This is a genomic window from Faecalibacterium intestinale (genome assembly GCF_040096575.1).
Lineage (GTDB): Bacteria > Bacillota > Clostridia > Oscillospirales > Ruminococcaceae > Faecalibacterium > Faecalibacterium intestinale.
In genome coordinates this window covers 25,167-46,050 of record NZ_JBBMEN010000011.1, presented here as the reverse complement: position 1 = coordinate 46,050, position 20,884 = coordinate 25,167, and the positions used below count along the sequence as shown (strand labels likewise).

Sequence of the window (20,884 nt, the reverse complement as noted above, 5' to 3'; positions counted from 1 at the left end):
AATGGCTGAAAGTTATGGCTGGGCAGGCAAGATCCTGCGCGTCAACCTGACCACCGGCGAGATCACCACGCAGGATGACGAAAAGTACCATAAGTATATCGGCGGTATGGGCATGGCCTACCGCATTATGTATGAGGAAGCTCCCATGGAGCTGGACCCCTATGACGAGAAGGCTCTGGTCATCTTCGGTGTCGGCCCCCTGACCGGCGCAGGCGTGCCCTGCTCCGGCCGTATGAACGTGACCTTCCGCTCCACCTGGTCCAAGGGTCACTCCATCATCGATGCTCACATGGGCGGCCACATCGGCTCCATGCTGAAGTATGCCGGTTACGACGGCATCGTTGTCAGCGGCATCTCCGAAAAGCCCGTTTACCTGCGTATCGAGGACGGCGAGGTCTCTCTGGAGGACGCAACCGAGATCTGGGGCAAGGGCACCTTTGCTGCCAACAAGTGGATGGTAGAGCAGAACGGCCGCGAGTTCGAGACCGCTTCCATCGGCCCCGCCGGTGAGAATCTGGTGGACTACTCCACCCTGAACACCAGCTTCGGCAACTCCGGCGGTGCCGGTCTGGGCGCTGCCATGGGCAACAAGAAGCTGAAGGGTCTGGCTATCCGCGGCACCGGCAGCGTCAAGGTCGCTGACCCCAAGAAGGTGCTGGAGCTCTCCAACTACATGATGGGCAACCTGATCGGCGGCAACAACAACCACAACGTGCCCGCACAGCCCCAGAGCTGGGCAGAGTACAGCGCCACCTCCGGCAAGAACCGCTGGTCCGGCGCTCCCGGCCGTATGTGGAAGAAGGCTCCCGGCGGCCCCGTGGATACCGGCGAGCAGCCCTACAATGATATCAACAAGGTGGCTCTGCGCTGCTTCAAGGGCTACTTCGACTTCGGCGCTCCCGCTGCCGAGTACACCGTGAAGAACGGCGGCTGCTCCTCCTGCCCCATCCGCTGCTACACCGAGTATGATGTAGATCCGCTGGCAGATTACGATCTGCCCACCCACAACTCCAACACCTGTATGCCCGTGCTGTACGGCACCCGCGTCTACCCGGACGGCGTGCACGACTTCAAGTACGAGGGCGACGGCACCATGGTCATCAATCTGGCATGGTCTCATGCAGTGGACGATATGGGTCTGTGGGACAACTACGGCAACCTGAACCGCGACCTGCTGTGGATCCTGCGGATGCCCCGCGAGGAAGCCACCAAGTACATCAGCGAAGCCGAGTACGACTCTCTGCCTTGGGAGTGGGAGAAGGCCGGCGATCCCCGCTGGGAGGTCGAGCTGATCCGCCGCATGGCTTACGGCGAGGGCGACCTGTCCGTTATCGCCAAGGGCACGCTGGCCATGATGGAAAAGTTCGGCCTGCCCAAGAGCTGGCTGGACCGCGACGATGGCGCTACCAACTCCAACCTGATCTACAACGGCTTCCCCAACCACCACGGCCCTGCTGAGGCATGGCAGGTGGGTATGCTGTACAACCTCGTCTACAACCGTGACTGCATGATCCACGAGATCGTCTGCGAGACCGGTTCCGGCGCTCCCTATGAGGTGACCAAGAAGGTCATGGAGGACTTCTTCGGCGAGGGCTGCTATGATAAGGCCAAGGCCTACACTCCCATCAACGAGAACAAGGCAAAGCTGGCTGCCTACTGCGTCAACGACAAGAACTTCCACGATTCCGCCACCCTGTGCAACTGGATGTGGCCCATGACCCAGTCTCCCTCCAAGGAGCGCGACTACCACGGCGATCTGGATCTGCAGGCAGACTTTATGACTGCTGTTACCGGCGAGACCTATACCCAGGCCGGTCTGCAGGAGGACGGTGCCCGCATCACCCAGATGCTGCGCGCGATGACCGCCATCAGCTTCCAGCAGAACTGCGGCAGCGCAAACCTGCGGCAGGAGCACGACGCCATCTGCGACTGGGTGTTTGATAAGGACCCCGACTTCAAGGCATTTGAGGAAGGCACCACCAAGCTGGACCGCGCCGACATGGAGAAGGCAAAGGATCTGTTCTACGACATCTTCGGCTGGGACCGCACCACCGGTGTGCCCACCCGCGAGACGCTGGAAAAGTATGATCTGGCTGACATGGCCGATGATCTGGAGAAGCGCGGCATCTACGCCCAGAACACCGCAGCAGCTGAATAAATCCCATAGAAAGAGGAAAGACCGTCATGTTGTTTGGCAGACGTAAACCCGGCTACACCACCACGGTGGATGGCAGCGTAGACCCGGAACAGGCCGTTCTGGAGCTGCAAAAGGCAGAGCTGGCCGCCAAGAAAAAGCCCAAGGCAGAGGTGTTCGATATCGACGCCGCAAGCGAGACTGCCCGCCGCCTGAAAGAGACCGGCAGCACCTTTGACGGCAGCGCCGCCAAGACTGGCGAGGACGTGATCGCCGCAGTGGAGCGGGAGACCGCCGAGCTTGCCGCAAAGCAGGCCGTCGAGGCCGCACCCGAAGCCGCCGAAGCTGCGCAGCCCGATGCTGCGAAGCCGGAGCTGCTGGATTTTCTGGCAAGTGAACCGGAGGCAGAAAACGATCCCTTTGCAGATCAGCCCACCAAGACCGCCCCGGAGCTGCCGGAGCTGACCCCTGCACAGGAGCTGGCCGGTTACATTCGCGCCCGCTCTGCGGCTGCGCTGATTACCCCCCACGCTTTGCTGCTGGAGGAAGTGGAAAACGCCGATGAGCTGCTGGCGCAGATGCCCGCAGACCCCCAGTGCACCGATATCGTCACCCGCGCGGGTGCAAAGGACACCTACTACTATTCCAATGCCAACATGAGCGATAACTACGCCATGATCGCGCAGCTCATCGAGGACAAGGATCTGTGTGTGATGTTTGCTGAGATGGTGCGGTTCAACGCCCGCATCTACCCCAGCGCCACCCCGCTCAAGTACTTCCAGCGCTCTCCCTACGGCCTTGCGCCGGAGGTCATCGAGCAGACTTGGAAGGCCATGCAGGAGAACCCCGCCTATGCCGATATCGAGGAGCTGACCAACAACCAGAACGAACGGTTCCTCTTTTCCACCAAGCACCTCACCCGCCGCTACGCCAAGGCTATCAGCGACGTGGACGATTTCTGCGATTAAACCATAAACTACAATTGAATCAGGGTATAAGAGCTTCTTTGAGCAAAGGTGTCTAAACCACACAGGCACTGACACCGCGCCGCAATGCTAAGGGCTGCATAAGCCGGCATTCAAGGGTGGCGGGGGAAACCCCACCGCCTTCCCGCAGAAGAAACGCTGCAATTTGAAAAAAAGAACTCCTCCCATCTTCACAGATGCTTTTTGGCTGTGTGCTGCCGCTGCAAGGGCGGCGCATAGCCAAAGGCTGCCACCGGCGTAGCAGACTGCAAACTGCCGCAGCCGGTTTTGTGGGGATATTCTGCGGAGGCGTTTTGATTTTCCAGTCAAGACGTCTCCGCTTCTTTTTCACCTGCCTTTTTTGAAAAAAGAATACCCCTGCTCCCCCGCCTGAGCCATAGCAGGCCGGGAGAGCGGGTCTATGGAGGAAGTTATCATGAATCAGCCTTTCTGCTCCCCCGTTCAGGCGCTGCGCAGCGTGCTGGACGCGGCAGCGCTTCTGCCTTCTCCGTCCCCGGAGACCATCCCGCTGGAAGCCGCCTGCGGGCGCATTGCCGCCAGTGACATTTGCGCCCGGATGGACCAGCCCCCCTTTGACCGCAGCCCGCTGGACGGCTATGCCCTGCACAGTGCGGATACCGCCGGTGCAAGCCGGGAGAACCCGGTCACCCTGCCGGTGGTGATGAAGCTTTATGCGGGCGATGCCCCGGCTGCGGCGCTGCCCGCAGGTTGTGCCGCCCGCATCATGACCGGAGCCCCCCTGCCGGAGGGCGCGGACTGCGTCCTGATGCAGGAACTGACCGACAGCGGCGAAGAGACCGTGCAGCTTTATGCCGCCGTAAAGCCGCTGCAAAACGTGGTATTTCGCGGCGAGGATGTGGCCGCAGGCGCGGTCATTGCACCCGCCGGGACGGTGCTCTCCCCCGCCCATCTGGGTGTGCTGGCCGGGCAGGGCTACGCCGAGGTAACCGTCTGCCGCCCGCTGACCGTAGGCATCCTTTCCACCGGCAGCGAGCTGCTGGAACCCGGCGCACCGTGGGCACCCGGTAAAATTTACGATGCCAACGGGTTCCAGAATGCCGCCCGGCTGCGTCAGCTGGGCTTTGCCGTGGAGCGGCAGCAGTGCTCCGATGACCCGGAGGTCATCACCGGCAAAATGCAGGAGCTGCTGACTTGCTGCGATGCTGTCATCACCAGCGGCGGCGTCTCTGTGGGGCAGAAGGATTATCTGCCCCTTGTGCTGGAAAAGCTGGGCGCACAGCTGCTGGTGGAGGGCGTAGCCCAGAAACCCGGCAGCCCCATGCTGGCGGCTACATTTAACGGTAAGCTGGTGTTCTGCCTGTCCGGCAACCCCTTTGCCGCCGCTGCCACGCTGGAGCAGTACGCCATCCCTGCGCTGCTGCGCGCCGCCGGACGCCGGGAGGAGAGCTACCTTCCCGCCCGCACCGTCTGCACCCTGACCAATGGCTTTTCTAAACCCAGCAAGGGCAACCGCTATCTGCGGGCCACCGCCTGCGGCGGCAAGGTAACCCTGCCCGGTGCGGGCAACGCCGAGGCACACTCTTCCGGTGCACTGTCTGCCATGATGGGCTGCAACTGTCTGGTGGAGATCCCTGCCGACAGCGGGCCGGTAGAACCCGGTACAGAAGTGGAGGTGCTTTGCTTTGTACAGTGAACAAAAACAGGCGCTGGCCGAAACACAGGCGCTCAAGCGCCCGGCGGTGCTGGCGGTCAGCGGGGTGCACAACAGCGGTAAGACCACCCTGCTGGAAAAGCTGCTGCCCGTGCTGCGCAGCCGTGGACTGAAGGTGGGCGTTATCAAGCACGACGGCCACGATTTTACCCCGGATGTGCCCGGCACCGACAGTTACCGTCTGCGGGAAGCAGGTGCCGAGGGCGTAGCGGTCTACTCCGGCACGCGCTACCTGCTGACCGAGGAATTCCGCCTGACCGAGCAGGATCTGCTTGCCCTGTTCGAGCGTCACGGCTATGACCTTGTGCTGCTGGAAGGGTTCAAGTCCAGCGGCTGGCCGAAGATCGAGGTGGTGCGCAGCGCCATTTCGGATGCGCCCGTCTCCTTCCAGCCGCTGGCGGTGGTGGGGGATATTCCCGGCGCAGATTTTGACCTGAACGATATTCCGGCACTGGCAGACTGGATCGAAGCCCAGATGCCCGCGCTGTAAGGAGAATGCCATCATGAAACTGATCCGTACTGTTGACGCCGCAGGGCAGGTGCTCTGCCATGATATCACCCAGATCATCCCGGGCGAGTACAAGGATGCCCGCTTCCGCAAGGGGCACGTCATCCAGCCCGAGGATATTCCCGTGCTGCTTTCCATCGGCAAGGAGAACCTCTACGTCTGGGAAAAGCACCCCGGCATCCTCCACGAGGACGAAGCAGCCGCCCTGCTGTACAAGGCCGCTGCGGGCAAAAATATCCACGGCACTGCGCCGAAAGAAGGCAAGATCGAGCTGATCGCAGACTGCGATGGGCTGCTAAAGATCAACCGCAGGGCGCTTCTGGCTGTGAACAGCACCCCGCAGATGATGATCGCCACCATCCACGGCGACCTGCCGGTGAAAAAGGGCCAGAAGCTTGCCGGTACCCGCATCATCCCGCTGGTCATCGAGCAGGAGAAGATGGACGCCATGCAGGCCGCTGCCGGGGCAGAGCCTATCCTGAACGTGCTGCCCATGCAGGCCAAAAAGGTGGGCATCATCACCACCGGCAGCGAGGTGTTCAAGGGACGCATCGAGGATAAATTCACTCCCATCCTGCAAAGCAAGCTGGCCGTCTACGGCTGCGAGATGGTTTTCCACAAGGTCTGCGATGACGACCCCGCCGGGATCACCGCCGCCATTCTGGAAGCCAAGGCCGCAGGGTGTGAGCTGATCTTTACCACCGGCGGCATGAGCGTGGACCCCGACGACCGCACCCCGCTTGCCATCAAGAACACCGGGGCGGATATCATCACCTACGGTGCACCGGTGCTGCCGGGCGCGATGTTCCTTGTCAGCTATCTGGACGGTGTGCCGGTGTGCGGTCTGCCCGGCTGCGTGATGTACGCCAAGCGCACCATTTTTGACCTGCTGCTGCCTCGCCTGCTGGCAGATGACCCCATCACCGCCGAGGATATCGCCCGCTTGGGCGAAGGCGGCCTGTGCCTGAACTGCGAAGTGTGCCACTGGCCGAACTGCGGCTTTGGGCACTGCTAAGGGCAGCTTGCTCGCCCTCTCCGTCACGGCTTACGCCGTGCCACCTCTCCCAAAGGGAGAGGCCTTGGCAAAGAGATGAAGTTTGCGTGGACTGCCAAGGGCTCCCACTTTGGGGGAGCTGGCGAATGAAATGAGCCTGAGAGGGCGAGGACGTTTGCAAATTTGATTCATTTTAAAATAAGAAAGATACGATCTTTATGAATGATAATAATCTGACGCATTTTGATGCCGCCGGCAACGCCGTGATGGTGGACGTAAGCGCAAAGCCCGTCACCACCCGGGAAGCCACTGCCCACGGCATTATTACCATGAACGCCGAAGCCTTTGCCGCCGTGCAGAGCGGCACCGTGAAAAAGGGCGATGTGCTGGGCGTGGCGCGCATTGCGGGCATTATGGCCACCAAGCGCACCAGTGAGCTGATCCCCCTGTGCCATCCGCTGCCCCTGACCAAGGTAGGCATTGAGTTCCGTCTGCTGCCCGAGCGGCAGGCCGTGGAAGCCCTTTGCACCGTAAAAACCAGCGGCGTGACCGGCGTGGAGATGGAAGCGCTGACCGGCGTTTCCACCGCGCTGCTGACCATCTACGATATGTGCAAGGCCGTGGATAAGGGCATGGAGCTGGGCGAGATCCATCTGGTGGAAAAGACCGGCGGCAAAAGCGGCCACTATATCCGGGCGGAGGGCGGCTATGTTTGATCGCTACCAGCGCGAGATTCATTATCTGCGCCTGTCGGTGACCGACCTGTGCAACCTGCGCTGCCGCTACTGTATGCCGGACGGCGTGGAAAAGCTGGAGCGGGAAGCCGTGCTGACCTACGAGGAATTTCTGCGCTTGGCCGCGCTGTTTGCCCGGTGCGGCATTGACACCGTGCGAGTGACCGGCGGCGAGCCGCTGGTGCGCAAGAACGTGGCGCAGCTGGTTGCAGGGCTTAAAGAGACTCCGGGCATCCGCCGGGTCACCCTGACCACCAACGCAGTGCTGCTGGCAGAGCAGCTGCCCGCCCTGCTGGACGCCGGGCTGGACAGCGTGAACATCAGTCTGGACACTCTGCGCCCGGAGGTGTTCCGGCAGATCACTGCCCGGGACGATTTTGCCGCCGTGCAGGCGGGCTTGCAGGCGGCGCTGGAAAGCGGTCTGCCCGTCAAGCTAAACTGCGTGCCGCAGGCGGGCGTCAACGAGGGCGAGCTGGAAACGCTTGCCGCGCTGGCAAAGGACAACGCCATGCAGGTGCGGTTCATTGAGATGATGCCCATCGGCTACGGCGCTGCCATGCCCTGCATCTCCGGCCCGGAACTGCGGGCGCGGTTTGCCCGGCGCTGGCCGGAGCTTGCGCCCCTTTCCCCGGCGCAGGAGCACGCCTTGGGCGACGGCCCGGCGGTGTACTACACCGTGCCGGGCTGGCAGGGCAGCATCGGCTTTATTGCAGCGGTGCACGGCAAATTCTGCGCTTCCTGTAACCGGGTGCGGCTGACCAGTCAGGGCTTTTTGCGCCCCTGCCTTGCCAGCGAGACCGGGTGCGACCTGCGCGCCCTGCTGCGCAGCGGCGCGGACGATGCACAGCTGCTGGCCGCCATCCGGGAGACCATCTGGGCAAAGCCCCGGGAACACCATTTTAACGACAGTTCCATGCCCGCTACCCGCGGGATGTATCGCATTGGAGGATAAATAACTATGGGTAAGCTTCTGGCAATCTGTACCAGCCCCAAGCGGGGCACCGTAAAAACCGAGGTGCCCAGCGCCGTTTTGACCCCGGAATGGGGCATCGTGGAGGACGCCCACGGCGGCAACTGGCACCGTCAGGTCAGTATGCTCAGCGCCGAAAAAATCGAGGCGTTCCGCAAGAAGATCTGGGTGGACTACGGTGCCTTCGGCGAAAATCTGGTCATCGATGGCTTCGATTTCCGCAATCTGCCGGTGACCAGCCGGTTCGCCATCGGGGACGTGGTGCTGGAAATGACCCAGATCGGCAAGGAGTGCCACAACGACTGTGTCATCAAGCAGCAGACCGGCGAGTGCATCATGCCCCACGAGGGCGTGTTCGCCCGGGTACTCACCGGCGGCGAGATCCATGTGGGGGACGAGGTGACCCTGCTGCCCGCACTGGAAAACCCGCCCCTGCGTGCCGCCGTTATCACCCTTTCGGATAAGGGCAGCCGCGGCGAGCGGGAGGATAAAAGCGGCCCGCTGATTGCCCAAATGCTCACCGCCGCAGGCTATGTGGTGGAGGAGACCATGATTTTACCGGACGAGGCCAAGGCGCTGAAAGCACAGCTCATCCGCATGGCAGACGGCCGTCAGGTGAACCTTGTGCTCACCACCGGCGGCACCGGTTTCTCCCCCCGGGACATCACCCCGGAAGCCACCTGCGCCGTTGCCGACCGCAACGCCCCCGGCATTGCCGAAGCTATGCGCTACCACAGCCTGAGCATCACCCCGCGCGGGATGCTGAGCCGTGGCGTCAGCGTGCTGCGCGGCAAGACCCTGATCGTCAATCTGCCGGGCAGCCCCAAGGCAGTGCAGGAGAATCTGGAGTACATCCTGCCCAGCTTGGAGCACGGGGTACGCATCGCCGCAGGTCTGGACGGCGAGTGCGCCCGTAAGTAAGGTTTCCTGCCCTGTTTTCCTTTACGGGGCGTAGAAATATACTATTTTTTCACTTGAAGTAAGGAGAAACAGATATGAACAACCATCGCATTTCCCGCCGGAGTTTTCTGGCCGCTGCCGGTATGGCCGGTGCAGTCGCTGCCCTCACCGCCTGCGGCGGTGCTGCTTCCAGTGCAGCATCGTCCGTGGCTTCCTCTGCCGCCGCTTCCTCGGAGGCTAGCCAGAGCGTGGAGCTGATCGTGTTTGCCGCCGCCTCCCTCACCGAGACGCTGAACGCCATCGGCGAAAGCTACATGGCAGAGCACCCGGAGGTGACCTTCCGGTTCAACTTCGACTCTTCCGGCACCCTCAAGACCCAGATCCAGGAGGGCGCGGATTGCGATCTGTTCATCTCTGCCGGTCAGAAGCAGATGAACCAGCTGGACATCACCGCTTCTGCCGATGTGAACAAGGATGGCCTTGACTTTGTGGATGCCGATAGCCGCGTGAATCTGCTGGAAAATAAGGTGGTGCTCTGCGTGCCGGAGGGCAGCGACAAGGGCATTGACAGCTTTGACGCACTGGCCGAGCACCTGAAGGCGCAGGATATCCTGTTCTGCATGGGCAACAGCGATGTGCCCGTGGGGCAGTACACCCAGAAGATCCTTGCCTACTACCAACTGGACGAAGCTGCACTGGCCGCTGCGGGCGTGATCACCTACGGTTCCAACGTCAAGGAGGTGACCACGCAGGTCACCGAAGGCAGCGTGGATGCCGGTGTCGTTTACTGCACGGATGCGTACAGCGCCGGTCTGACCCCCGTGGACGAGGCCACCAAGGAGATGTGCGGTCAGGTCATCTATCCCGCCGCTGTGCTGAAAGCTGCCCCCAACGCGGAGACTGCCAAGGAGTTTTTGGCTTACTTACAGACCGACAAGGCCATGACCGTGTTCGAGGGCGTGGGCTTCAGCGCCGTATAAAGGAGCAGGCATGGACTGGTATCCGTTGTGGAACAGCCTGCGCATTGCTTTGATCAGCTGCGCGGCGGTGTTCTTTCTTGGCATTTTTGCGGCCTATTATATTGCTCGTCTGCCCCGGGTGGTCAAGGGTGTGCTGGACGTGCTGCTCACCCTGCCCATGGTGCTGCCGCCCACGGTGGTGGGCTACTTTCTGCTGCTGCTCTTCGGCGCAAAGCGGCCGCTGGGCATCTTTTTCATGCAGCATTTCGGGGTAAAGCTGGTCATGAACTGGTACAGCGCCATCTTTGCCTCCATCGTGGTGGCTTTTCCGCTGATGTACCGCACCGCGCGCGGCGCGTTTGAAAGCTTTGACGAAACACTGGCGTGGTCGGCGCAGACGCTGGGACAGTCCGATACATGGATCTTCTGGCGGGTGCGGATGCCCGCCTGCCGTCAGGGCATTCTGGCGGGCACAGTGCTGGCTTTTGCCCGGGCACTGGGCGAATACGGCGCTACCAGCATGATCGCGGGCTACACCCCCGGCAAGACCGCCACCATCGCCACCACGGTCTACCAGCTCTGGCGCACCAACGATGAACTGGGTGCCATGCGGTGGGTGCTGGTGGATATCGCCATTTCGGCGGTGGTGCTGCTGGCGGTGAACCTGCTGGAGAAAAAACAGAAAGCGGGTGCCCGGAAATGAGCCTTGAAGTCAACATTGAAAAAAAGCTGGACGGCTTCACCCTCCGCGCCGCCTTTACCGCCGGTAACACCTCCACCGCTTTGCTGGGAGCTTCCGGCTGCGGCAAAAGCATGACATTGCGGTGCATTGCAGGCATCGTAAAGCCGGACTGCGGACGCATCGTGCTGGACGGGCGGGTGCTGTTCGACAGTGCACAGCACATCGACCTGCCGCCGCAGCAGCGGGGCGTGGGGCTGCTGTTCCAGAACTACGCCCTGTTCCCCAACATGACCGTGGAGCAGAATGTCCTTTGCGGCCTGAAGGCGGAAAAAGACCCCGCTGCCCGCCGCGCCGCCTGCGCCGAAATGCTGCGTGCCATGCGGCTGGAACCGCTTGCCAAGCGCTACCCCGCCCAGCTTTCCGGCGGACAGCAGCAGCGCGCCGCGCTGGCGCGCATTCTGGTGGGCAAGCCCCGCATTCTGATGCTGGACGAGCCCTTCAGCGCATTGGACAGCTATCTGCGGGAAGAGGTAGAAGGCGAGGTAGGCAGCCTGCTGGCAAGCTTTGCGGGCACCGCCCTGCTGGTGACCCACAACCGGGACGAGGCCTACCGCCTGTGCAAAGAAATGATCGTGCTGAACGAGGGGCAGGTGCTGCGCGCCGGTACCACCAAGGCCGTTTTTGCCGACCCGCAAAGCATTGCCGCCGCACGGCTGACCGGCTGCAAGAACATTCTGCCCTGCACCCCGCTGGACAGCCACACCGTCCGGCTGGACGGCTGGAACACCACCCTGCGGCTGGCGCTGCCCGTCCCGGCGGGCTGCACCGCTGTGGGCATCCGTGCCCACGACTTTACGCCCTGCGCTGCGGACGCGCCCAACGCCATCCCGGTAAAAGCCGTTTCCACCAGTGAGAACCCCTTTGACTGGAACCTCATCTGCACGCCGCCGGAGGGCACGGCGCAGCTGTGGTGGAAGGTAAGCAAAAAAAGCCTTTCTTCGGCAGCGCCCGCCGCACCGCAGCACCTGTGTGCCGCGCCGGAGAGCATCATGCCGCTGAAAGGCTGAAAAAATATTTATCTAAAATTCAATGCGCCAGACCTGCGGGTCTGGCGCATTGAATTTTATTCTTCTACTTTTTTCAGAACACCGCCGGGACGATCTGCTGGGCATCCACATCCACGATGCCGTAGGTGTTCAGCCGCAGCTTCGGGATGACCGGCAGGCTGACGAAAGCAAGGGTCATAAAGGCGTCGATGTCCTCCGAGATGCCGTGGGCTTTCAGCGCTGCCTTGAGCGCTTGCAGCTTTTCCTCCACGGCTTCGGCGCTCTCGGTGCTCATAAGCCCTGCCACCGGCAGCGGCAGCTCGCCCACTACCTGTCCGTTCAACGCAAAGGCAAGACCGCCTTTATTTTTGCGCACCGTGTTGCCCGCCAGCACCATGTCGGCATCGTTGGTGCCCGCCACGATGAGGTTGTGGGAGTCGTGCGCAATGCTGGAAGCCACTGCGCCGCATTGCAGCCCATAGTTGCCCAAAAAGCCCAAGCCCACATGACCGGAGCGGTGATGCCGCTCGAACACCGCCAGCTTGACGATCTTTTGCGTCACGTCCACGCCGGGCGCTGTGCCCGGGTGCTGACAGAACGGAACGATCTTTTCGGTGGTCAGCAGGGAATGCGGGGTCAGGCAGATCACCCGCTGCCGGGTGCCGGTCTGTTTCAGCTGCAATTGCTCCGGGGTGATCTCGTCCATATTGAAGGAATCGAACACCCGCGCAAACCGTGCTTTGTCCACAGCAAGGGCGGCGGGGTGCAGCATTTTGCCCTGCTGCGCCACCAGCTTGCCCTTTTTGTACACCTGCTCCACCGTGAACTTTTCCAGATCGGACAGCACGATCAGGTCGGCGGTATAGCCGGGAGCTACCGCGCCGCTGTGCGCAAGACCGAAATACTGGCACGGAACAAGCGTGCCCATGCGCACCGCCACCACCGGATCTACCCCGGCGGCAATGGCCTTGCGGATGATATAATCGATGTGCCCGCCCTGCAACAGGTCTCCGGGGTGCTTGTCGTCGGTCACCAGCATACAGCGGCTGCAATAAGGCTCCCGGAACAGGGGCAGCAGGCTGTCCATATTCTGGGCTGCCGTGCCCTCCCGCACCATGATGTACTGTCCGCGCCGCAGCTTTTCCATGGCTTCGTGGATGTCCGAGCATTCATGATCGGACTGCACCCCGGCGGCGACATAGGCGTTCAGCTCCTCCCCGCTGAGGAAGGGTGCGTGCCCATCGATCTTTTTGCCCGCAGCGGTGCAGTCGCAGATCTTCTGCAGGATCTTTTCGTCCGCGCGCACTGTGCCGTAGGAGTTCATCAGCTCCGCCAGACCCAGTACCCGGGGCTGCTGATAGTAGGGGCGCAGCTGCTCCGCTTCCAGCACCGCGCCGGACTCGTCCAGCCCGGTGGCAGGCACGCAAGAGGGCAGCATAAAGTAGACCGAAAGCGCCAGATCTTTTGTGGTTTCCAGCATAAAGTCCAGCCCTGCCGTACCGGCCACATTGGAGATCTCGTGCGGGTCGGTGACCACCGCCGTAGTGCCGTGGGGCAGCACCGCCTGTTCAAAGGCCGGGCCGCAGAGCATAGAGCTTTCAATGTGGATGTGCCCATCCACAAGCCCCGGGCAGACATACTTGCCCTGCAAGTCCAGCTCGGTCTCGCCGGTGTAGTGCCCCACGCCAAGGATGATGCCCTGACAGATGGCTACATCGGCCTGCTCGATCTCGTTTGTGAACACGTTGATGACCCGGGCGTTTTTCAGCACCAGCTCTGCCCGCACGTCACCCTTTGCTGTCAGGATCTGCTGCTTCAAGGTTTCCATTTTCATAAGGGCCCCCTTGTCCTGCTTTTACTGTCAAAAACTTGCGTTCTGCTGCCGGAAATACTGTTTTTGGTTTACATGGCGATCCAGCCCAAGGCGTTTGCCACCGAGCTTGCCAGAATGATAGCTGCAAAAATGGGGCACAGCCAGCGGATCATAAAATTGAACACCGGCTTGCGGCGGAACCGCTGACCGTCCTGCTCCACCTCCTGTGCGATCTGTTCCACGCCGATGACGCGGGACACCAGCAGGCAGGTGGCAATGGCTGCAATGGGCATCATGACCGAGTTGGTCAAAAAGTCGAAGAAGTCCAGGAACTGCATCCCGAACACGGTCACCCCGGCCAGCGGGCCGTAGCCCAGTGCCGACAGGCTGCCCAGCGCCACCATGATGGCGCCGATGAGCACGGTGGAGCGGGTGCGATCCCAGCCCAGCTCGTCCTCAAAGGTGGAGACGGCGCTCTCGGTCAGGGCGATGGAGCTGGTAATGGCTGCAAACAGCACCAGCACAAAGAACAGCACACCCACCACAGTGCCCAGACCCATACTGGCAAACACCTTGGGGATGGTGATGAACATCAGTGCAGGGCCGGCCTGCAGGGTGTCCGGGTCGCCGCCGGAGAAGGCGAACACCGCCGGGATGATCATCAGACCTGCCATGATGGCAATGGCGGTATCGAACACCTCCACGTTCTCGGTGGACTCCTCGATGGAGACGTCCTTCTTCATATAAGAGCCAAAGGTGACCAGAATGCCCATGGCAATGGACAGAGAATAGAACATCTGCCCCATGGCGGTGACCACGGTCATCCAGGAGAAGTTTTTGGGGTTGGGCACCAGAAAGTACTTCACACCCGCCAGTGCGCCGGGACGGGTGACCGAGTACCCCGCAATGATCAGCGACAGCACCACCAGCACCGGCATCATCACCTTGGAGACCCGCTCCACGCCGTTGCGCACACCGGCAAAGATAATGCCCAGCGTGAACAGACTGAACAGCAAAAACGCCAGCTCGGCCTGCAGACCGTTGGTGATAAAGGCAGAGAAGTAGCCGTCCGCTGCCAGATTGCCGCCGCGTCCGCACAGATACTCGGCCAGATAGTGGATGACCCAGCCGCCGATGACCGAATAATACGGCACGATCAAAATAGGGATAATGGCGTTGATCCAGCCGCCGAACCGGATGCCCCTGCCCTTGCCGAAATGGGCGTAGGCGCTGACCGGGCTTTTGTGGGTCATGCGGCCCAGTGCAGTCTCGGCCACGATCATGGTATAACCGAATGTAACTGCCAGCAGAATGTATACCAGCAGGAAAATGCCGCCGCCGTATTTGGCTGCCAGATACGGGAAGCGCCAGATGTTGCCCAGACCCACCGAAGCGCCTGCGGCCGACAGCACGAACCCGATCTTACCGGAGAACGCGCTGCGCTTGTGTTGTTGTTCCATGTTTTAAATCCTCTTTTCCTATCTGCTATAAAAATTAAGCAAAACAAGTGTACCACATCTGCGGACAAGTAGCAAGCAACAGTACGAAATGCCGCTTGCACAGCGGCCTTTGGGAACGTAGGACGATTGGAAATATCCTCCGCTTACGCTCTGGATATTTTCAGCGGAATGATTATTTTTATTTCGCGTTTGTCGCGCTCTGCGGAGCGCTCCAAACGCATTTTCACAAAAAAAGGTTATAAAGGCAAAATGCAGTTTCCAATCACGACCCCCAGCTGTGAAAAAGTGGCTCAGAAACGCCCGCAGGCGTTTCTGAGCCACAAATCAAACAAAGCTTATTTCCTTAAACAATGGCCAAAGCGCACGCGGCGGCCATTCTAAATCGTCCGGCTGTATCCTTACAGCTTATGGTACTTGCGGTCCTCTTCCTCGTAGACGGGGTCGCAGGTCAGGTACATCCCCAGACGGTTCAGGGTGCTGCTGTCCACGCTGGAAAGCAGCACGGTGGAGTGTACATCACAGCCCTTGAGGTTGGGCAACTGGTGCATGGCTGCTGCGGCAAGCTCGCTGGAAGCAGCAGAGCTGGACAGGGCGATCAGGATCTCGTCGGTGTGCAGGCGGGGGTTCTTGCCGCCCAGATAGTTGGTCTTGAGGGTCTGGATGGGCTCAATGGCAGTTGCGCTGACCAAATCTGTCTCCTGCGGGATGCCCGCCAGATACTTGAGTGCATTGATCAGGGCGCTTGCGGTAGCACCCAGCAGCGGGCCGGTCTTGCCGGTGATCACGGTGCCGTCGCTCAGCTCAATGGCAGCAGCCGGTGCGCCGCCGGTGGCTTCGCTGCGGGCGTGGGCCTGCTTTTCCACCTCTCGTGCACCCATGGTCAGCCCGGCCTGATTCATCAGCAGCTCCAGCTTATAGCGCTCGCTCTCCTTGGCGGTGCCGGTGATCTTCTGCTGGCACAGGCACTTGTAGTACCGGCGCACGATCTCCTTGCGGGAAGCTTCGCAGCAGACTGCATCGTCCACGATGCAGTTGCCGGCCATGTTCACGCCCATGTCCGTGGGGGACTTATAGGGGCTCTGGCCTGCGATCAGTTCGAACATGGCGTTCACCACCGGGAAGATCTCAATGTCGCGGTTGTAGTTCACGGTGGTCACGCCGTAGGCTTCCAGATGGAAGGGGTCGATCATGTTCACATCGTTCAGGTCGGCGGTGGCGGCCTCGTAAGCCAGATTGACCGGGTGCTTCAGGGGAATGTTCCAGATGGGGAAGGTCTCGAACTTGGCGTAACCGGCCTTGACGCCGCGCTTATATTCATGGTACAGCTGGGACAGGCAGACCGCCATTTTTCCGCTGCCGGGGCCGGGCGCGGTGATGACCACCAGCGGGCGCTCGGTCTCAATGTACTCGTTGCGGCCGTAGCCCTCGTCGCTGACGATGCGTGCCACGTCGTTGGGGTAGCCGGGGATCTTGTAGTGACGGAAGGTGCGGATGCCCAGACTGTTCAGCCGCTTTTCAAAGGCTTCCACCTCGGCGGCGGCGGTGTACTTGGTCACGCACACGCTGCCCACATACAGCCCCACCTCCTGAAAAGCGTCGATCAGGCGCAGCACGTCCAGATCGTAGGTGATGCCGTAGTCGCCGCGCACCTTGCTGCTGATGATGTCCTCGGCGCTGATGACGATGACGATCTCGGCCTGCTCCTTGAGCTGCAGCAGCATCTGCAGCTTGGAGTCCGGCTGAAAGCCGGGCAGCACGCGGGAGGCGTGGTAATCATCGAACAGCTTGCCGCCGAATTCCAGATACAGTTTATTGTCAAACTTCTTGATGCGCTCGCGGATATGCTCAGACTGCATGGAAAGATATTTGTCGTTGTCAAATCCTATTTTCATCGTTCGTTTCCTCTCTGGTGGCCCGGCACACCATACCCGGGCGTTAAATCACAAGCATAAGTATACCACAGCCCGGGATGGGGTGCAATGCAAAACAACGCGCAGAATGCAATTCCGGCAGGATAGGCCGTTTTGGGCGGTATATTGTCCTGTTTTTTGTGAAAATGGCGCTTGTGCAAACGTGCTCGCCCTCTCAGGCGCTAACGCGTCAGCTCTCCCAAGGGGAGAGCACTTGGCAATCCACGCAAGCTTCATCTCTTTGCCAAAGCCTCTCCCTTTGGGAGAGGTGGATTTGCGAAGCAAAGACGGAGAGGGCGAGGATGCTGACCTTGTTACAACAGTTTTTTCGCGAGAGAGTCGTAGTGGAAAGCATTCGCTTGTGCAAACGCAAAAGGGGCCGCCGCGGTGTGCGGCAGTCCCTTTTGCGTTTATGGAGAACTTATCCGTATGGAGAAGAGAATGGCTTGTTACTTTACCTCGGCAGACTGGGTCTTTTTGACAAGGCTCAGGATCACTGCGCCCAGCACACTGCCCACAGCCAGCGCCACGCAGTACAGCGCGGCGTGATCCACCACCGGGAATACGAAGATGCCGCCGTGGGGTGCGCGCAGTGCGCAGCCAAAGGTCATGGAGAGCGCACCGGCGACTGCAGAGCCGATAACACAGCTGGGCAGAACGCGCAGCGGGTCAGCTGCCGCATAGGGGATGGCACCCTCAGACACGAAGCACAGACCCATGACGTAGTTCACGATGCCGTTGCGGCGCTCGTCCGGCGTCCACTTGCGGGGGCAGAAGGTAGTGGACAGGGCGATGGCGATGGGAGGAACCATGCCGCCCACCATGACGGCAGCCATCACCTCGTAGTTGCCGGAAGCAAGGGCTGCAGTGCCAAAGACGTAGGCTGCCTTGTTGACCGGGCCGCCCATATCCACGCTCATCATACCGGCCACGATAGCGCCCAGCAGCACCTTGGAGCTGCCGCCCAGTGCGTTCAGCCAGTCGGTCATGGCGGTGTTGATCATACCCATCACCGGGTTCACGGCGCACATCATCGCACCTACGATAAGAATGCCGCCCAGCGGGTAGATGAGCATCGGGCGGATACCGTTCAGGCTGGCGGGCAGCTTTTCGGTGATCTTTTTGAGGAACTGCACGATGTAGCCCGCTGCAAAACCGGCCAGCAGCGCTGCAAGGAAGCCGCCGGAGATGCCGGTGGTATTGCCTGCGGCAAGGTCGGTGAAGTTGGTGCCGTTCATAGCCAGCACGCCGCCGGCAAAGCCTACGGCAAGACCCGGACGGTCGGCGATGGACATGGCGATGAAGCCTGCCAGAATGGGCAGCATATAGCCGAAGGCTGCGCCGCCCACCGTCTTGAAGAAGGCGGCAACGGGGGTGTTCATGCCGAAGTTTGCGGGGTTGATGCTGTAATCATCCAGCAGGAAGGCCAGCGCGATCATAATGCCGCCACCCACCACGAAGGGCAGCATATGGGAAACGCCGTTCATCAGGTTCTTGTACAGGCTGCGGCCGAAGCTGTCCTTGCCGGAAGCGTCATCCTCGGCTGCTGCGCCGCCCTCGGCGTGGAACACGGGCACCTCACCGTGGGCGATCTTCTTAATGAGCTCCTCCGGCTTATGGATGCCGTCGTCCACGCGGGTGAACAGCACCGGTTTGCCGTCGAAGCGGGCGGCATCCACCTTTTTCTCCGCTGCTACGATAATACCGTCACAGGCGGCGATCTCGGCGCGGGTCAGGATATTCTTTGCGCCGTCCGAACCATTGGTCTCCACCTTGGTGGGCAGGCCCAGCTTGTCTCCGGCCTTGGTCAGTGCTTCTGCCGCCATGTAGGTATGGGCAATGCCGTTGACACAGGCGGTCACAGCCAGAATGCGGTAGCCGTCCTGCGGGATGGCCTGCTGGGTAAAGCTTTCTGTACCGAACTGCGCTTCCTCCTGTGCATCGATGCACTCCAAGAACTCCTTGGGGCTCTTTGCAGCTTTAAGCTTTTCCACAAAGTCCTCGTTCATCAGCATCTGCATCATACGGGCCAGCATATCCACGTGCAGGCTGCCGTTTTCCGGGGCAGCAATGGCAAACAGCAGGTCGGTGGTGCCGTCATCCTCGGCGTTATACTGCACCGGGGTGCTCAGCCGCAGGGCGGCCAGACTGGGACGGGTGACCACATTGGTCTTGGCGTGGGGCACAGTGATGCCGTTGTCCACATAGGTAGAGCCCTCGGCCTCGCGGGCATAGAGCGCCTTTTTGTAGGCCTCCTTATCGGTGATGTTGCCGTGGGTAGCCTGCAGTTCCACCAGACGGCTCAGGATCTGCTCCTGCGTCTGCAGCGCTTCGTCCAGCGCAATGGACTGTGCGGTAAATAACTCAGTAATGCGCATAAAACTTCCTCCTTTGTTCCTTTTATCTTAGGGTGTATCAAAGCTGCGCCAGCAGCTCGTCGATCTTCTCTTTTGTGGCAAGCCCAAGGCTGAAAGCCGTTGCGCTGCCGCAGGCGGTGCCCAGACGCAGCGCCTGCGCGTAGCTGCGGCTTTGCAGATATCCGGCCACAAAACCGGCCACCATGCTGTCACCTGCGCCCACGCTGTTGACCACCTTGCCCTTGGGGCAGCCGATGCGGTGCACCTGTCCCTGCTCGTCCAGCAGCAGCGCACCGTCCCCTGCCATGCTCACCAGCACGTTGCGGGCGCCCTTTTCCTGCAGAGTGCGGGCAGCGGCCACGATCTCGGCGTCAGTGGTCAGCACCTTGCCCACGATCTCGCCCAGCTCATGGTTGTTGGGCTTGATGAGGAAGGGGTGGTAGGGCAGCACGTTCACCAACAGGTCGCGGGTGGCATCCACCACTGCGCGCACGCCCCTGCCCTGCAGCCGCGCCAGCAGCCGCTCGTAGACGCTTTGCGGCAGGCTTGCCGGGATGCTGCCTGCCAGAATGAGAATATCACCCTCGGCCAGCTTGTCCAGCTGGGCTTCCAGCTGCTGCAACGCACTTTCCGGGATGGCAGGGCCTGCGCCGTTCAGCTCGGTCTCCTGCCCGGCCTTGATCTTGACGTTGATGCGGGTCATGCCGTTTTCCAGATGCACAAAATCGGTTTTCAGTCCCTGCGCCGCCAGACCGCGCTCCAGCCATGCGCCGGTCTCGCCGGCCACAAAGCCCAGTGCCACGCTCTCGCAGCCCAGCTGCGCCAGCACGCCGGACACGTTGATGCCCTTGCCGCCCAGCACACAGTCCTCGCCTTTGGCGCGGTTCACTTCGCCCACCTCCAGCGGTGCGTCCAAGCGCACAACGTAGTCAATGGCCGGGTTAAAGGTAACGGTATAGATCATACTTCTGCCTCCTTTACAAATGTTTGCTGCTTATACTTGGGGTTCGGGCAGCGGTTGGTCAGGATAGCACCGCCGTGCAGATCCGTGATGACCGCCGGATAAATTTTGGCAAACTTGGCGTCGTCCACAAGGAACCAGCTTTCCCTTGCGCGGCGGACGGCTGCGGCCTTTACGGCTGCTTCCTCGGGGTCCGGGGTGGTAAAGCCCGCTTCCAGCGCTACGCCGTTGGCTCCCATAAATGCTTTGGTAAAGTTATATTGCTGGATGCTGCTGACCGCCGGGGCCCCCACGATGGCTTCGGTCTGGGGGCGCAGCAGCCCGCCGGGCAGATACACCCGGCAGCCCTTTTGCGCCAGCAGCCGGGCGTGCGCCACGCCGTTGGTCACATAGGTGGCCTTGAGCGCCGCACCCGTCAGCGCCCGCACCAGCTCCAGCGTGGTGGTGCCTGCATCGATGAACACAAAATCCTCAGCGGTGATGAGCGCTGCGGCGGCTGCGGCAATGCTGCGCTTTTCTGCCACTGCCAGCGTCTCCTTGGCTTCCATGGTGGGCTCGTCTGCCAGAAAGCGGCTGTCCGGCAGGGTAGCCCCTCCGTGCACCTTGGTCAGCCTGCCCTGCCGATCCAGCTCGGTCAGATCGCGCCGGATGGTGGATTCGCTGGTGTGCAGCGCTTCGCACAGCTGCTGCACCGTCACGGTGCGCTTTTCGTTCAGCTGTTCTAAGATCAGTGCAAAACGTTCCTCTGCCAGCATGGTGTCTTTCCCCTTCTTTCCTTCCTACGTCTGACCGGTTTTG

General features: G+C 61.0%; 18 protein-coding genes. 12 read left to right on the top strand and 6 right to left on the bottom strand.

From position 1 onward, the window contains the following. Position 1: 1 nt before the first annotated feature. From WMO20_RS08935 to WMO20_RS08885, 11 genes are all read left to right on the top strand, one after another. Positions 2-2,158 (top strand): aldehyde ferredoxin oxidoreductase N-terminal domain-containing protein, encoded by a 2,157-nt coding sequence (locus WMO20_RS08935; protein WP_112090637.1) that lies wholly within the window; start codon positions 2-4, stop codon positions 2,156-2,158. A 26-nt stretch (positions 2,159-2,184) separates the two neighbouring features. Beyond that, on the top strand, positions 2,185-3,102 hold the full coding sequence (locus WMO20_RS08930) for a YdhW C-terminal domain-containing protein (protein ID WP_349186527.1): 918 nt from the start codon (positions 2,185-2,187) through the stop codon (positions 3,100-3,102). A gap of 418 nt (positions 3,103-3,520) precedes the next feature. Continuing rightward, positions 3,521-4,774: a molybdopterin molybdotransferase MoeA gene (locus tag WMO20_RS08925; RefSeq protein ID WP_349186526.1), complete on the top strand. Its 1,254-nt coding sequence runs from the start codon at positions 3,521-3,523 to the stop codon at positions 4,772-4,774. Continuing rightward, a complete protein-coding gene (gene mobB / locus WMO20_RS08920; protein ID WP_112090634.1) occupies positions 4,764-5,282 on the top strand; it encodes a molybdopterin-guanine dinucleotide biosynthesis protein B in 519 nt (172 codons plus the stop codon). The genes WMO20_RS08925 and mobB overlap by 11 nt, the downstream gene beginning before the upstream one ends. 13 nt (positions 5,283-5,295) lie before the next feature. After that, positions 5,296-6,315 (top strand): molybdopterin-binding protein, encoded by a 1,020-nt coding sequence (locus WMO20_RS08915; RefSeq protein WP_349186524.1) that lies wholly within the window; start codon positions 5,296-5,298, stop codon positions 6,313-6,315. A gap of 197 nt (positions 6,316-6,512) precedes the next feature. After that, the gene (gene moaC / locus WMO20_RS08910; protein WP_154265675.1) at positions 6,513-7,010 is read left to right on the top strand and encodes a cyclic pyranopterin monophosphate synthase MoaC; all 498 of its coding nucleotides are present in this window, start codon (positions 6,513-6,515) and stop codon (positions 7,008-7,010) included. Beyond that, entirely contained in the window at positions 7,003-7,980 is a 978-nt protein-coding gene (gene moaA, locus WMO20_RS08905) for a GTP 3',8-cyclase MoaA (protein ID WP_349186523.1), read from the top strand. The genes moaC and moaA overlap by 8 nt, the downstream gene beginning before the upstream one ends. Positions 7,981-7,986: 6 nt before the next feature. Next, the gene (locus tag WMO20_RS08900; protein ID WP_349186522.1) at positions 7,987-8,919 is read left to right on the top strand and encodes a molybdopterin-binding protein; all 933 of its coding nucleotides are present in this window, start codon (positions 7,987-7,989) and stop codon (positions 8,917-8,919) included. Positions 8,920-8,993: 74 nt separating this feature from the next. Beyond that, positions 8,994-9,878, top strand: a complete 885-nt coding sequence (gene modA, locus WMO20_RS08895) for a molybdate ABC transporter substrate-binding protein (RefSeq protein WP_349186521.1) — start codon at positions 8,994-8,996, stop codon at positions 9,876-9,878. A gap of 10 nt (positions 9,879-9,888) precedes the next feature. Next, positions 9,889-10,560, top strand: coding sequence for a molybdate ABC transporter permease subunit (gene modB / locus WMO20_RS08890; protein WP_113992860.1), 672 nt, complete (start codon positions 9,889-9,891; stop codon positions 10,558-10,560). Continuing rightward, positions 10,557-11,606 carry a sulfate/molybdate ABC transporter ATP-binding protein gene (locus tag WMO20_RS08885; protein ID WP_349186520.1) on the top strand — a complete coding sequence of 350 codons (1,050 nt, stop codon included), beginning with the start codon at positions 10,557-10,559 and terminating at the stop codon, positions 11,604-11,606. The genes modB and WMO20_RS08885 overlap by 4 nt, the downstream gene beginning before the upstream one ends. A 73-nt stretch (positions 11,607-11,679) precedes the next feature. Here WMO20_RS08885 and ade read toward each other — a convergent pair whose 3' ends face one another. Continuing rightward, positions 11,680-13,419 carry an adenine deaminase gene (gene ade, locus WMO20_RS08880; protein WP_349186519.1) on the bottom strand — a complete coding sequence of 580 codons (1,740 nt, stop codon included), beginning with the start codon at positions 13,417-13,419 and terminating at the stop codon, positions 11,680-11,682. A gap of 68 nt (positions 13,420-13,487) precedes the next feature. Continuing rightward, positions 13,488-14,858, bottom strand: a complete 1,371-nt coding sequence (locus tag WMO20_RS08875) for a sodium-dependent transporter (protein ID WP_112090625.1) — start codon at positions 14,856-14,858, stop codon at positions 13,488-13,490. A 126-nt stretch (positions 14,859-14,984) separates the two neighbouring features. On the opposite strand from WMO20_RS08875, the gene WMO20_RS08870 reads away from it, so the two are divergent. Then, complete coding sequence (locus tag WMO20_RS08870; RefSeq protein ID WP_146746790.1) at positions 14,985-15,239, top strand: hypothetical protein; 255 nt, start codon at positions 14,985-14,987, stop codon at positions 15,237-15,239. Between the two features lie 17 nt (positions 15,240-15,256). Here the strand turns inward: WMO20_RS08870 and WMO20_RS08865 are convergent, their stop codons facing one another. From WMO20_RS08865 to WMO20_RS08850, 4 genes are all read right to left on the bottom strand, one after another. Next, on the bottom strand, positions 15,257-16,750 hold the full coding sequence (locus tag WMO20_RS08865) for a DUF1846 domain-containing protein (RefSeq protein ID WP_112090624.1): 1,494 nt from the start codon (positions 16,748-16,750) through the stop codon (positions 15,257-15,259). Between the two features lie 467 nt (positions 16,751-17,217). Next, a complete protein-coding gene (locus tag WMO20_RS08860) occupies positions 17,218-19,146 on the bottom strand; it encodes a PTS fructose transporter subunit IIABC (RefSeq protein WP_349186516.1) in 1,929 nt (642 codons plus the stop codon). Positions 19,147-19,183: 37 nt separating this feature from the next. Next, positions 19,184-20,089 carry a 1-phosphofructokinase gene (gene pfkB, locus WMO20_RS08855; protein WP_316544627.1) on the bottom strand — a complete coding sequence of 302 codons (906 nt, stop codon included), beginning with the start codon at positions 20,087-20,089 and terminating at the stop codon, positions 19,184-19,186. After that, the gene (locus tag WMO20_RS08850) at positions 20,086-20,841 is read right to left on the bottom strand and encodes a DeoR/GlpR family DNA-binding transcription regulator (protein WP_316544626.1); all 756 of its coding nucleotides are present in this window, start codon (positions 20,839-20,841) and stop codon (positions 20,086-20,088) included. Before WMO20_RS08850 ends, pfkB begins: the two co-directional genes overlap by 4 nt. Between the last annotated feature and the right edge of the window lie 43 nt (positions 20,842-20,884).

Coding starts and splice junctions, on each gene's coding strand:
- WMO20_RS08935 (WP_112090637.1), top strand. CDS start 2: ATGGCTGAAAGTTATGGCTGGGCAGGCAAGATCCTGCGCGTCAACCTG.
- WMO20_RS08930 (WP_349186527.1), top strand. CDS start 2,185: ATGTTGTTTGGCAGACGTAAACCCGGCTACACCACCACGGTGGATGGC.
- WMO20_RS08925 (WP_349186526.1), top strand. CDS start 3,521: ATGGAGGAAGTTATCATGAATCAGCCTTTCTGCTCCCCCGTTCAGGCG.
- WMO20_RS08915 (WP_349186524.1), top strand. CDS start 5,296: ATGAAACTGATCCGTACTGTTGACGCCGCAGGGCAGGTGCTCTGCCAT.
- moaC (WP_154265675.1), top strand. CDS start 6,513: ATGAATGATAATAATCTGACGCATTTTGATGCCGCCGGCAACGCCGTG.
- moaA (WP_349186523.1), top strand. CDS start 7,003: ATGTTTGATCGCTACCAGCGCGAGATTCATTATCTGCGCCTGTCGGTG.
- WMO20_RS08900 (WP_349186522.1), top strand. CDS start 7,987: ATGGGTAAGCTTCTGGCAATCTGTACCAGCCCCAAGCGGGGCACCGTA.
- modA (WP_349186521.1), top strand. CDS start 8,994: ATGAACAACCATCGCATTTCCCGCCGGAGTTTTCTGGCCGCTGCCGGT.
- modB (WP_113992860.1), top strand. CDS start 9,889: ATGGACTGGTATCCGTTGTGGAACAGCCTGCGCATTGCTTTGATCAGC.
- WMO20_RS08885 (WP_349186520.1), top strand. CDS start 10,557: ATGAGCCTTGAAGTCAACATTGAAAAAAAGCTGGACGGCTTCACCCTC.
- ade (WP_349186519.1), bottom strand. CDS start 13,419: ATGAAAATGGAAACCTTGAAGCAGCAGATCCTGACAGCAAAGGGTGAC.
- WMO20_RS08875 (WP_112090625.1), bottom strand. CDS start 14,858: ATGGAACAACAACACAAGCGCAGCGCGTTCTCCGGTAAGATCGGGTTC.
- WMO20_RS08865 (WP_112090624.1), bottom strand. CDS start 16,750: ATGAAAATAGGATTTGACAACGACAAATATCTTTCCATGCAGTCTGAG.
- WMO20_RS08860 (WP_349186516.1), bottom strand. CDS start 19,146: ATGCGCATTACTGAGTTATTTACCGCACAGTCCATTGCGCTGGACGAA.
- pfkB (WP_316544627.1), bottom strand. CDS start 20,089: ATGATCTATACCGTTACCTTTAACCCGGCCATTGACTACGTTGTGCGC.
- WMO20_RS08850 (WP_316544626.1), bottom strand. CDS start 20,841: ATGCTGGCAGAGGAACGTTTTGCACTGATCTTAGAACAGCTGAACGAA.